The organism is Cohnella cholangitidis (genome assembly GCF_014107495.1).
Classification (GTDB): Bacteria; Bacillota; Bacilli; order Paenibacillales; family Paenibacillaceae; genus Cohnella; species Cohnella cholangitidis.
Map to the genome: position 1 here is coordinate 1,936,140 of NZ_CP041969.1, position 12,440 is coordinate 1,948,579.

The following is a 12,440-nucleotide window of genomic DNA, read 5'->3' on the forward strand; positions in this document are numbered from 1 at the left end:
ATCAACCCCCTTGCACGAACAGACGACGACGCGCCGCCCGCCATACGAGCAAAATCGGAATGATTAACACGACCGTCCAAATGACCTGTACCAACAACGCGTTCCATACGTCGGCACCCTGAATTCTTCCGGTAAAAACGGAACCCGGCAAATACGTAATCGCTTGGAACGGAAGCCAATTCATGACGGATATGGCCCACCCCGGGAAGAAAGCGATCGGGACGATAACTCCGGATAGCAAATCCACCATGATTCTTTTCATCATCATGACGCCTTGGTTATTCTCGAAGAAGAACGCGCTTAGCCCCGTTAGAATGTTTAGCTGCGAATTAATGAGAAAGCTGAACCAGATCATAACGAAGAACACGAGCCATTGCACCGGGTCCGTCGGAAGCTCGATAGGAAAAATAAACGAAACGATAATCATGCCCGGCACCATGAACAGCCCCAAACGGAACAGGCCTTCGCCGAAGCCTTGCATCATCTTCACCAGCAGGTACGAATAGGGACGGATAATCTGGATCGCTACGCTGCCGTCTACGATCTCGCCCGATATTTCGCGGTCTAGGTTATTAAAGTAAAAAGCTCTCGCCATCCACGACACGGCCACGTAAGTGGACATCTGGATGACCGTGAAACCTTGAAGCGTCTCGGCTTCGCCGAAAATCGCCTTCCATAGGAAATAATAAGCCCCGATATTAATCGCATAGATGACGATACCGCTGTAGTAATTGACCCGATAAGCAAGCATCATCAGAAACCGGATGCGGACGAAATCCAAATATGCGCTAGTCATGATTCGCCTGCTCCCGTCTTGACCGGCTCTTTGCGAGCCGCGCTATCCGCGTCGGCGGTCAAGGCCGACAAGTCTCTCGGAGCGTCGGCGCTGCCCGATTGGTAAATTTCGCGGACGATCTCGTCCGTATTCGTCTCGAAAATCTTGATATCGCTAATATCCTGATGGCCCACGACCCGGGAGAGTACCTCGGACACGTTCATCTCGCGGGGAATCCACACTTTGGCGGTCACGTCGTTCTCTAGCGACCAACGAACGGCAAGGTCTCCGGTCATCGCGGTCACTTTGGGCAGCGTTACGGCTTCCGTGAATTGGAACTGAACCTCGCGGCCTTTGCCCCAACGGGACTTGAGCTCATCCAGACCTCCGTCGTAAATAATCCGGCCGTCGTCCAGCATGATGACCCGCGAGCACAGAGCCTCGATATCCTGCAAGTCGTGCGTAGTCAACAGGATCGTCGTGCCCTGTTCCTTGTTCAGCCGCTTGAGGAATTCGCGTATTTCCGTCTTCACTACGATATCGAGACCGATCGTCGGTTCATCGAGAAACAGGATAGACGGATTGTGCAGCAGAGCCGCCACCAACTCGCAGCGCATCCGTTGGCCGAGGCTTAGCTTGCGAACGGGACGATTAAGCAAATCCTGCAATTGCAACGTCTCCACCAATTCGTCGAGCCGATGGCGGAAATCCGCTTCGCTCACCCGATATACTTTGCGCAGAAGCCGAAACGACTCGATTACTCCGATGTCCCACCATAGCTGGCTGCGTTGCCCGAACACGACTCCGATTTCCTGCACGAATTTCTCGCGATCCTTATAGGGAACATAACCGTTTACGACAAGTTTGCCCGAAGTAGGCACCAGGATGCCGGTCAGCATCTTGATCGTCGTCGATTTGCCGGCGCCGTTCTCCCCGATGTACCCGCATATTTCGCCTTGCGGAATTTGGAAGCTGATATCTTTAACCGCGGTTACTTCGGTATGCTCGCGCTTGAATAGATCCTGAATCGCTCCCTTCAGTCCTTCGCGATTTTTCTGAACCTTGAATTGCTTGCGTAATTGATGTACGTCTATGGCTAACATATGAACCTCCTGTGATCAAGTCGAGTTCATTAGGATGACTTAACTTGCGTATTCCATTGCCGAAACTTTATAATTTTAACATATAGAAACCCGAGAGGACATACATTCATGAGCAGAAAATGGAAGATTATACTCTTCAGCATATTGAGTTTGGCATTTATATTTATTTGTGCGGTTGCTGTGTGGGTTTACCTTATTGACAACAAGCTATCCCAGGCCCAGAAACCGAAAGAGGAATCGCGGTTCGGCCAATTCGAAGAAAACCGGAATACGAGCCCCCGGAATGGACAGGCTCGGAGCGCGTTAACGTTCTGCTCATGGGCGGCGACGATAGAGGGCTAAGAGAAGGCGAGGTTGCCCGATCCGACTCCATGCTGGTCGCGTCCTTCGATCCGGTAACGAAGAAGATTCACCTGTTCTCGGTGCTTCGCGACACGCACGTGGAAATTCCGGGCTTCAAAGACAATCGGGTCAACACGGCGATCACCCTCGGAGGTCCCGAACTTGCGATGAAGACGATCGGCAACTTGATGGGCTTGGACATCCAGTATTATGTTTATGTCGATTTCCAAGGATTCATTAAATTGGTCGATGCGCTCGGCGGAGTCGATTTCTACGTGGAAAAGGACATGAAGTATTCGGACGCCGCGGACGGCCACAAGTTCGATATCGATCTGAAAAAGGGCCAGCAGCACCTCGACGGGGAGAAGGCTCTGCAATACGTTCGCTTCAGACACGACAAGCTTTCGGATTTCACCCGCACCGAACGCCAGCGCGATTTCCTTAAAGCCGTCGCGGCTAAGCTCAAATCGGGGTGGAATCTGATTATGCTGCCGGATATCTTAGGGGACGTGGTCCCTTACGTAGAAACCAATATGTCTACCGGGGATATGCTGAAGCTAGGCACCTTGGGGTACAAATCCCATCAGGCCGGCTCCGCGCAAATTCCTCCGATGGAGCTCGTAACGGACGAGAACGTTAACGGTTCGGCCATGCTGGGCGTTCGGAATCGAGATGCGCTTAAGGGGTACGTGCAAGAAACTTTGAACAAAGACGACAGCCTGGCATCGCCTAGTCCGACTCCCTCTTCCAGCGCGAATACCGGCAGTAAATAGCAACAAGCAGCGAGCAATAAGGAAACAAGGTTACAGTTAGCGGAGGTTAAGCCTACATGGAGAGATTACGTTCATCGCAATTATACGAAGAAGCCCAGCGGCATATCGTCGGCGGGGTCAACAGCCCCTCCCGTTCGTTCAAAGCGGTAGGCGGAGGAGCTCCGGTTTTCATGAAACGGGGCCAAGGAGCGCATTTCTGGGATGTCGACGATAACCGTTACATCGATTACCTGGCCGCTTTCGGACCGATCATTACGGGACACGCGCATCCGAAAATAACGGAAGCGATTATCCAAGCCGCGACTACCGGCACGTTATACGGCACCGCGACGGAGCATGAAATTCGGTTGGCCGAAGTACTGAAAGCGGCCATTCCGTCAATGGACAAAGTCAGGTTCGTCAACTCCGGCACGGAAGCGGTCATGACGACGATCCGCGTCGCGCGGGCGTTCACCGGGCGCAACAAAATCATTAAATTCGCCGGCTGTTACCACGGTCACGCCGACTTGGTACTCGTTGCCGCCGGCTCCGGCCCTTCTACGCTAGGCATACCGGACAGCGCCGGCATCCCGCCGAGTATCGCGAGCGAAGTGATCACCGTACCCTTCAACGAGCTGGACGGATTAAAGGCGGCGCTCGAACGCTGGGGCGACCAAGTCGCCGCCGTCATGGTGGAACCGATCGTCGGCAACTTCGGCATGGTCATGCCGAAGCCCGGATTTCTCGAGGGAGTCTGCGCCATGGCGCGGGAAGCCGGAGCTCTCGTCATCTACGACGAAGTAATCAGCGCTTTCCGGTTCCATTACGGATCGAGCCAGACGTTATCCGCATTTCCCGACCGCGAAGCCATTCGTCCGGACTTAACCGCGCTCGGCAAAATCATCGGAGGCGGCTTGCCGATCGGCGCATACGGCGGCAGAGCCGATCTCATGGCGATGATCGCTCCGCTCGGACCGGCTTACCAAGCGGGGACGATGGCCGGAAACCCGGCTTCCGTTCTGGCCGGGCTCGCTTGCTTGGAAGTACTGCGGGAGCCGGGCGTCTACGATCGAATGGAGGAATTGGCGATTCGTCTGTGCGACGGTTTGCAAGCTTCGGCTGATCGCCACGGCGTCCCGTTAACGATCAACCGGATTGTCGGAGCGTTCTCCACCCACTTCTGCGGGCATCCGGTAACGAATTACGTAGAAGCCCAAGGCTCGGACGGCGAGCAATTCGCCCGCTTCTTCCGCTTAATGCTAGACCGCGGCGTATATCTTGCGCCATCGAAATACGAAGCGTGGTTTTTGACGACCGCGCACAGCGACGCCGACATCGACGCTACTCTCGCCGCCGCGGAAGAGTCCTTCCGCGAAATGGCCTCCGGCAAGTAAGCGAGACTAGCTCAGGTTCGTGAACGGTAGAAGGCGAAGTAACGGCACGGTGTGCCGCTATTTCGCCTTCTATCCCTATCTCCCGCAAAGTAACGCCACGGCGTGCCGCTATTTCGCCTTCTAGCCCTATCTCCCGCAAAGTAACGGCACGGCGTGCCGATATTTCGCCTTCTAGCCCTATCTCCCGCGAAGTAACGGCACGGCGTGCCGCTAAATAACACAAAAAGCCACCGGGCATCCCGGTGGTTATTTCGCCTTCTATCCCTATCTCCGCAAAGTAACGGCACGGCGTGCCGATATTTCGCCTTCTAGCCCTATCTCCCGCGAAGTAACGGCACGGCGTGCCGCTAAATAACACAAAAAGCCACCGGGCATCCCGGTGGTTTTTCGCTCATTCATCGTTACATTTGTTTTATTTCGATGCCTCAGCCGCATCGGGAGCCGGAACTTCGACGTCGGGAGCCGCCGCGTCCGCCACGACGTTGCCCTTAACATCGATCAGCTTAGCTTCCGTACCCGTGATCACCCGCGCTAGTCCCTTATCGAACGCTTCTACGGAATCGTATTGGGCTTTAATGACGACTTCGCCTTTTTTGTTGATGAATCCGTATTTGCCGCCTTCCTCGAAGGAAGCCAATCCGTCATGGAAATCTCCCGCGTCTTCGTATTTCGTGCTAAGCACGATTTCTCCTTTGCGGTTCACGTAGCTGAACGCCCCGTCGATCACGACGCGGCAACTCCTTCGCTGAAGGAGAAGCCTTGGGCGTAAGTCGCGGCGATCGCAAGCTCGCCTTGGGCATTCACGTAACCGAAGGAACCTTCGCCGTCCGCGCCTTCCGCCTGCACGAGTCCGAGTCCGTCGCTGAAATCGAAAGCGTGCTGGTATACGGCCGGAATGACTACTTTACCCGTCGTATCGATATAGCCGTACTTCCCTTCGATCTGTACCGCGGCGAGTCCGCCGGAGAAGTAAAACGCGTCTTCGAACTGCAGCGGAATGACTTCTTTGCCCGAATGATCGATGTAGCCGAACAGATCGCCCGTACGTACGAGCGCCAGTCCTCCGGAGAAATCGAACGCTTCATCGTAATTCGGAGTCAGCACCGTTTTGCCTTCAGGATCAATGTAAGAGGCTTTGCCGTCTTTCACGACCAACGCGAGACCGTCCGAGAAGTCGTAAGCTTCCGTATATTGAGGCGAGATCACGATTTTCCCCGCGGCGTTGATGTAACCGTACTTAGTGTACTTGTTAACGATTGCCAGCCCTTCGCTAAAGCCGTTCGTTTCATCGTATTTCGCGGTAATAACTTTGTCTCCGAACACGTTCACGTAACCTTGTTGCCCGTTGCTTTCGAACGGGTGCAATCTCGGCGAAATTTGGAGCGTCGACGTTGAGCCGTTCCAAGTTACCGTCGCGCCGAATTGTTCTCCGATGGAGCGTGCCGGAACCCACAACGTTCCGTCCTTCAACAGCGTCGCGGCCGACAAAGCTACGCTTTTGCCGTTCACGACGGCCGTCTTGGAGTCGGCGCTTAAAGTTACCGTTCTGCTGCCTTGAACGATCGTCGTCGCGTTGGTTGCTTTGTCCCGCTTCAGGGTTGCTCCGATCGCGGAAGCGAACGTTTTGGCGGGCAAGTAGGTCGTTCCCTTGATCGTTGCGATCGTCCCTCCGGATTGAACGACGCCATCTACGGAAATGCTCGCGCTTGCCGTGGCGGCGGACGCGGGGGAAGAATAGCCGAAGCTTGCGATTTGAACCGCCGCCAGAGCGGCGGCTGCGATTAATAAGCCTTTGCGGATCGTTGGACGGGTATGGGACATAGGGATAATCTCCTTCTCTAATAGGGGATATAATGACTCTTTCGATTATTTTTTCAAGTAAATTTGGTCGAAGGTTCCTTTATCGGCAAAGTGCTCCGCTTGGGCTTTGTTCCACCCGCCGAAATCATCGATCGTGATCAGGTTCAGGGCAGGGAAGTTTTTGGCGAATTCCTTCGCCACTTTGGCGTTGATCGGGCGATAGAAGTTTTTGGCGGCGATTCGTTGGCCCTCTTCCGTGTACAGGTAATCGAGGTAAGCCGTAGCTACTTGGCGAGTATCGTGCTTGTTGACGTTCTTCGTTACGACGGCGACCGTCGGCTCGGCAAGAATACTCAAGGAAGGAGTAACGATCTCGAATTTATCGCCGTATTCCTTCTTAGCCAAATACGCTTCGTTCTCCCATGCGATCAGAACGTCGCCGATTCCTTTTTCGATAAACGTGTTCGTCGAGCCTCTCGCTCCGGTGTCCAGTACCGGCACGTTCTGGAATAGCTTCTTAACGAAATCCTTAGCTTTGTCCTGGCTATTGTTGTTGTGCTTTAGGGCGTAACCCCATGCGGCCAAGTAGTTCCAACGCGCCCCCCCCGATGTTTTCGGGTTCGGAGTAATGATCTTCACGTCGGATTTAACGAGATCGTCCCAATCTTTGATGTTTTTCGGATTGCCTTTGCGTACCAGGAATACGATCGTCGATTTGTAAGGCGCGCTGTTGTTCGCAAGACGCTTCTGCCAGCCTTTGGCGATCAAGCCTTTGTTCTCGACCGCGACCACGTCATACTCGAGAGCGAGCGTGACGACGTCCGCTTCCAGACCGTCGATGACGGAACGGGCTTGCGCGCCGGAACCGCCATGGGATTGCTTGATTTTGACCTTCTGGCCGGTTTTCTTCTCCCAATACTTCGCGAACGCCGCGTTGTATTCTACATACAATTCGCGAGTCGGATCGTAAGAGACGTTTAGCAGGTTGACGCTTTTCTTCTCGGACTTCTTCGTGACGGCTCCAAATACGGTTGTCGTCGATAGTACGAATGCCAATGCGGTAAGCAAGATGAGGCGGAATGATTTCTTCATGCGAATGACTCTCCTTTTTATTTGTCAAATGGAGTGAACGCAAAAGGCCCCGATTTCGGCCATCCGCATAGCGCAATCTCTGCAGCTCGCGGATGTGAAGTCGAGGCCTCCGGTTTACCGGTCGGCGCGATGGCACGATCCTTTTGAATAATCCCATCATATTCCATACTATTCCTAGTTGTCAACTATGAATTAATCGTTGACAACGACTTTATCCTGTTGCTACAATCACTTCAATAAATCCAATTATTTCTATTGGAATTAATTACTCCAAAAAAAGGGGAACCTCTATGCACAAGCGCAACAGCACGCGAACGCGCGCTACTCTTATCGGTTTATTGGCACTAATGATGATCCTAATCCTAATTACCGCATGCTCGGGAAACAAAGAAAACGAAGTTAACGAAGAAGAAACGCCGAAATCCGACTATTCGAAATCCGTCGCATTGATCAATGCCGTATCCGACGACACCGCGGAGGCGTATAAGGAGATCGACCAGGCTTTCATTGCCAGCTGGAAAGATCGAACCGGTCAATCCATTACGATCGAACAGTCAACGGGGAGTTCTAACGCTCAAAAGGACTCGATTATCGGCGGCCGGTTAAAAGCGGACATTACGACGCTCGGAGTGGGCATCGATATAGACGAGCTCCAAGCCAAGGGTTTTGTCGGCGAAGGTTGGCAGCAGCGATACGACTATAATAGCTCGCCGTTCTCGACGGCCGTGGCGTTCGTCGTACGATCCGGCAATCCGAAAGCGATCGCGGAATGGGAAGATCTGCTTCAGCCCGACGCTCAGATCGTGACGTCCAATCCTACGACCGACTCCGATGCCCGTTGGTACTACGCGGCTCCGTGGGCTTATTCGTTGGATAAGCAAATCGACGATACAGACGCTGCCAAAGCTTTCGTAACCGACTTCCATCAGCATGTCACGGTACTGGCAGCAAACGATAAAGAAGCGGAAGCCGTCTTCGTGGACCAAGGGAAAGGCGACGTATGGGTGACGACGGAAAGCAATGCTCTTCGAATTGCCAATACGTCGGGCAAAGGAATAATCGAAGTCGTCGTTCCTTCCGTTACGCTGACCGTAGAACCGATCGTATCGGCCGTCGATAGCAACGCCGACGCGAAAGGAGCCCGCGAGGCGGCGAATGCGTACGCGGATTACTTGTTCACCGAAGAAGCGCAGACAATCGCGGCAAAACATTTTTTCCGGCCAAGATTCGCCTCCATCCTGGAGCAATTCCCGGGCGTATACGCGGATGTTACGCTCTTAACGGTCGATGACAACCTGACCGGATGGGAAGATCTTCAGCAAGCGCTGTTCGCGGATGGCGGCCTGTTCGGGCAACTGCCGGCGAAATAAATCCACTCGCATAAGCACGTTAATAAAGAAGAAGGACATTCCCTCTATCGGGAATGTCCTTCTTCTTTATCGTTAGTCGTTTCGTCTTCTACCTTAACGCCCTCGTATCTGCCATCCACTTCCTTAGCGATGGACCGATAAGCTTTCGTTTCCTCGACGACCGGATCGAACTTCGCCTGAACGCGTACTTCCCATCTCGGGTGGAGCCTTCTCGTTGCCTCGGCTTCCGCAACCTCGGCCGACTGCTCCGGCGTCTCTTCGGTTAATTGTCGGGCAAGCAGCTCTTCGGCTTCTTTATGGTCCAAATCCTTCGCCCCCTTCTTCCATAGGATGGTCGAAAGTTACTCGACTCATGTATTCGCCGCAGTATGCAGCTCCTGAATGAGTTCATCGTGAACGAGTCCGTTGGTAGCGGTTATATTCCGTACCGCGAGATGATACGGCTGGCCGGCTACGTCCGACAAACGGCCTCCCGCTTCCTCGATCAAGAGCGAACCCGCCGCGATGTCCCATGCGCTCAAGTTGTATTCCCAGAACCCGCTGAGCCGGCCGGCCGCGACATATGCAAGGTGCAGAGCGGCAGATCCGGCCACCCGCAAATTGCGAACCTTCGGCGCAAGCGCCTGAATGCCCTTCAAATTCGCAGGAAGCGCTACGTGCTGATCCGCGGGGAATCCCGTGGCGAGCAAGCTATGATTTAACGAACTCTCTTCCGACACTTTCATTTTGCGGCCGTGCACGTATGCGCCCTTGCCCCTTTCGGCTACGAAGAGCTCGTCCCTCGACGGATCGTATACGACGCCGACAATGACTTGTCCGCGATGCGCCAACGCGATCGACACGGAATAGAAAGGAAAGCCGTGCACGTAATTCGTCGTCCCGTCCACGGGATCCACGATCCACAAATATTCGGAATCGCTCACTTCCTGCAACGCTTTAGCCGATGCCTCGGGGCCGGGCTCCACGCCTTCCTCCCCCAGGAAAGAATGCGTCGGGAAATGCGTGGCGATCAAATTGCGGATCATCCGTTCCGCGCCCTTGTCCACTTCCGTAACGAGATCGTGCATCGAGTACTTCGTATCCAATTGGGTAATGCTACCCATTTTGCTCTTGATCCATTCTCCGGCTTTGGCCGCGCAGTTAACGGCTACCGCCGTAAAGCTCTTGCCGCCGATAATGCTGTCCGGCTGGTTGGCGTCCATTATCCATCCCTCTAATCCAAAAGATTCGTTCATTAAGAACAAGGTTGTCCTTCTCTATATCATATACGAAAATGCATCGTTGCGGTTGCGATGAATGTACTGGCAGCAATTATATTTCCAACCGCTTGGCTTTCGCTAAAATATTATCATAATCTTTCCAGTTCGACATTGTATTACATAGTTCAATTGTATAATATGAAGTCATATTGTAATTCTTTCAAAATTAATCCAATGGTGATGACGATGGAATGGGATCAAGCATCGCTTAAAGGCATCATTTCTCCTCAAATGTATATCAGCCTCATCCTTGTCGGAATCCGCAAAGACGCAACGCCGTTTTGTTTCGAAGAACGATTTTCCCTCGTGAGCATGAATAAGCAAGAGCTGGTCGTATCTTTCGATTATACCGGCGCCAATCCTTTTGATCAGCTTCAGTCCGTTCATTTCACCGAACTATCCTTTCGTAATCGCGGCGTTCTGTACCATACCATTACCGAATTTATTAGAATCGATTATCGGCAATCTCTATGCCTCATTACTTTGCGAACGCCGACTCAACTCACCCAACAACAGCATCGCCGTTTCCCGCGAGTGATATTAACCGACAAAATGCCCGCCCAATGCCGAATCGTCGGACTTAGACAGAAAGTCATCCACCATGGCGCAAGCTTCCCCATACAGATCGTCGAAATATCGGAAGGCGGGTTATCGTTTATTTCCTCCGTCCGTCTCTTTTACCCTATATACTTGCAATTCCATTTTTCCCTGCCTTCCGGAGCCCGTATTCTGGAACTGAACGGCGAAATCGTTCGAATCAATCCTTTCGGCAATGACGCTTACCGCGCAGCCGCCGAATTCCGGGATGTGCCGGAGGATATCCAGTCCTTGCTCGCCGACTATTGCATCGATTGCATGAGCAAATGAACGCACGTTCCAATTCCTTTATGAGGTGAGACAAAAGGCAATGTGGACTTTCTCCTCTAAACGAATGCTGAATGCATATGGCGAGAAGCGACTGTACGTCACCGATCTTGATTATGACGGCAAAGGGCATCCAAATAAGATTTATATATTCCTCGCCGAATACGGCACGGAAATCGAAATCGCCATTGCAAAGATTCGTTTACTAAAGCGTTCCCGCGAGTCCGAGCTGTACAAAGCGGTGCAATCGGACGGACAAACCTTTCTTCTTCGAACGGATCTGCGAAGAGGCAATCATTTTGCTTATTGTTTGCACGATACGTACAAGCATTGGATAGATGTTCACCTTCATGGTCGATCGAACAATCCTTCAACCGATTCTTTGCCGGTTGTTTCCCAATCCGTCCCTTTACTCCCGATTATGCAGATGAAGCGCAAGATCTTGCTTATCGATACGGAAATGATTCCAAAATCTTATTTGCATTTTAAACATTGGCTGAGGGACAACGAGATCGTACTTAACCCCTATTATCGTGAATGGTTGGATTCCCGTGTCGGCGATCCCTCCCTGCAGGCGGACATCCATCGCGAATTGAATAGCATTGCCGAACATTTTCCGCACAAGCTCGTGTCGGATCAGTACGTCGATTTGGAGTCCAGCCGCTACCATCAACGAAATCTATCCGACGAGAGGGAATATTTGTTAACGCTTGCGCAACAGCTTCAAGTTACGGCGTCGCAGATCGTATTCCTGACGCAAGACGAAGAGTGGACATTAGCCATTCAGGCGCAAGGCTATCAGTCCGTCGATCTCGGCGCGGCTTCGCCGGAAACATCGACTTCGCCGCGCGCTTCCGATCCCATTCAAGAAACGATTGGGCAACAGAGCTTGGAGCAGCAAACGGCGGATCGACAAACCGTGCTCCCTCCGCGCTCTCAGCGGCATAAAGGGTTACGATAAGATGGAGGATGGCTTGATGCGACTGATGTCCGCGAAAGATTGGTTACAGGTTTTCAAAAAAAGATGGCGCTTGCTCCTGCTATTCCCCCTGCTATTCGCAGCGATAGCTGCCTATTTGAGCTATTACGTAACTTCTCCGATCTATACCAATACGTGCACCTTGCTCGTCAACGAGCAGAATCGGCCGAATAGTTCGACTCTAAGCGTCGAGGAAGTCACGCTGTACGAGAAATTGATGGGAACTTACAAGGACGTCATCATGAGCAACCGAATCCTTCATCCCGTGGCGGAAGCTTACGGAAACGGAATCACTCCGGGCAACATCGGTCAAATCGTCAAAGTGTCTACCAAGGTCAATTCGCAAGTCATTTCTATCTCCGTTACCCATGCGAACCACAAGATCGCAACGGATATCGCGAACAAAGTCGCCGATCAATTCAAGAATAATCTTCCGAGCATCATGACCGTGAATAACGTGCAAATTCTAGATTATGCGGCCTATCAGGATCATCCCGTCCCCGTTAAGCCGAACAAGAAACTGAACATAGCGCTTGGCTTGTTTCTTGGGGTTGGCCTGTCCGCTTCCATTATCGTAATGCTGCAATTATTCGATACTCGCATTCGGAACGAGAACGATCTATACGACATTCTCCATTATCCCCTGCTCGGTTCGGTCCCAAGCTTCGAGCATGCCAAGCGAAAAACATTCTATCATTAAATACGTGGAG

General features: G+C 52.5%; 13 protein-coding genes. 6 read left to right on the plus strand and 7 right to left on the minus strand.

What is annotated here, in order from left to right; all coding sequences use genetic code 11:
* Nucleotide 1: 1 nt before the first annotated feature.
* Nucleotides 2-796: an ABC transporter permease gene (locus FPL14_RS09315; RefSeq protein WP_182302718.1), complete on the minus strand. Its 795-nt coding sequence runs from the start codon at nucleotides 794-796 to the stop codon at nucleotides 2-4.
* A complete protein-coding gene (locus tag FPL14_RS09320; protein ID WP_182302719.1) occupies nucleotides 793-1,878 on the minus strand; it encodes an ABC transporter ATP-binding protein in 1,086 nt (361 codons plus the stop codon). The genes FPL14_RS09315 and FPL14_RS09320 overlap by 4 nt, the downstream gene beginning before the upstream one ends.
* 317 nt (nucleotides 1,879-2,195) lie before the next feature.
* On the opposite strand from FPL14_RS09320, the gene FPL14_RS09325 reads away from it, so the two are divergent.
* Nucleotides 2,196-2,993 (plus strand): LCP family protein, encoded by a 798-nt coding sequence (locus FPL14_RS09325; RefSeq protein ID WP_229263852.1) that lies wholly within the window; start codon nucleotides 2,196-2,198, stop codon nucleotides 2,991-2,993.
* A gap of 56 nt (nucleotides 2,994-3,049) precedes the next feature.
* Nucleotides 3,050-4,366: a glutamate-1-semialdehyde 2,1-aminomutase gene (locus FPL14_RS09330; protein ID WP_182302720.1), complete on the plus strand. Its 1,317-nt coding sequence runs from the start codon at nucleotides 3,050-3,052 to the stop codon at nucleotides 4,364-4,366.
* Between the two features lie 412 nt (nucleotides 4,367-4,778).
* On the opposite strand, the gene FPL14_RS09335 is transcribed toward FPL14_RS09330, so the two are convergent.
* The 3 genes from FPL14_RS09335 to FPL14_RS09345 are packed head-to-tail and all read right to left on the minus strand — an operon-like array spanning nucleotide 4,779 to nucleotide 7,258.
* Nucleotides 4,779-5,093 (minus strand): WG repeat-containing protein, encoded by a 315-nt coding sequence (locus FPL14_RS09335; RefSeq protein ID WP_182302721.1) that lies wholly within the window; start codon nucleotides 5,091-5,093, stop codon nucleotides 4,779-4,781.
* Complete coding sequence (locus FPL14_RS09340) at nucleotides 5,090-6,187, minus strand: WG repeat-containing protein (RefSeq protein WP_182302722.1); 1,098 nt, start codon at nucleotides 6,185-6,187, stop codon at nucleotides 5,090-5,092. The genes FPL14_RS09335 and FPL14_RS09340 overlap by 4 nt, the downstream gene beginning before the upstream one ends.
* Before the next feature lie 45 nt (nucleotides 6,188-6,232).
* Nucleotides 6,233-7,258 carry a sulfate ABC transporter substrate-binding protein gene (locus tag FPL14_RS09345; protein WP_182302723.1) on the minus strand — a complete coding sequence of 342 codons (1,026 nt, stop codon included), beginning with the start codon at nucleotides 7,256-7,258 and terminating at the stop codon, nucleotides 6,233-6,235.
* A gap of 290 nt (nucleotides 7,259-7,548) precedes the next feature.
* On the opposite strand from FPL14_RS09345, the gene FPL14_RS09350 reads away from it, so the two are divergent.
* Nucleotides 7,549-8,628, plus strand: coding sequence for a sulfate ABC transporter substrate-binding protein (locus FPL14_RS09350; RefSeq protein ID WP_182302724.1), 1,080 nt, complete (start codon nucleotides 7,549-7,551; stop codon nucleotides 8,626-8,628).
* A gap of 44 nt (nucleotides 8,629-8,672) precedes the next feature.
* On the opposite strand, the gene FPL14_RS09355 is transcribed toward FPL14_RS09350, so the two are convergent.
* Nucleotides 8,673-8,933 (minus strand): hypothetical protein, encoded by a 261-nt coding sequence (locus FPL14_RS09355; protein ID WP_182302725.1) that lies wholly within the window; start codon nucleotides 8,931-8,933, stop codon nucleotides 8,673-8,675.
* A 45-nt stretch (nucleotides 8,934-8,978) separates the two neighbouring features.
* A complete protein-coding gene (locus FPL14_RS09360) occupies nucleotides 8,979-9,830 on the minus strand; it encodes an inositol monophosphatase family protein (RefSeq protein ID WP_182302726.1) in 852 nt (283 codons plus the stop codon).
* Nucleotides 9,831-10,073: 243 nt separating this feature from the next.
* On the opposite strand from FPL14_RS09360, the gene FPL14_RS09365 reads away from it, so the two are divergent.
* The 3 genes from FPL14_RS09365 to FPL14_RS09375 are packed head-to-tail and all read left to right on the plus strand — an operon-like array spanning nucleotide 10,074 to nucleotide 12,430.
* Nucleotides 10,074-10,754 carry a PilZ domain-containing protein gene (locus tag FPL14_RS09365; RefSeq protein ID WP_182302727.1) on the plus strand — a complete coding sequence of 227 codons (681 nt, stop codon included), beginning with the start codon at nucleotides 10,074-10,076 and terminating at the stop codon, nucleotides 10,752-10,754.
* A gap of 40 nt (nucleotides 10,755-10,794) precedes the next feature.
* The gene (locus tag FPL14_RS09370; RefSeq protein ID WP_182302728.1) at nucleotides 10,795-11,712 is read left to right on the plus strand and encodes a hypothetical protein; all 918 of its coding nucleotides are present in this window, start codon (nucleotides 10,795-10,797) and stop codon (nucleotides 11,710-11,712) included.
* A gap of 16 nt (nucleotides 11,713-11,728) precedes the next feature.
* Entirely contained in the window at nucleotides 11,729-12,430 is a 702-nt protein-coding gene (locus tag FPL14_RS09375) for a YveK family protein (RefSeq protein ID WP_182302729.1), read from the plus strand.
* The last annotated feature ends 10 nt before the right edge of the window (nucleotides 12,431-12,440 follow it).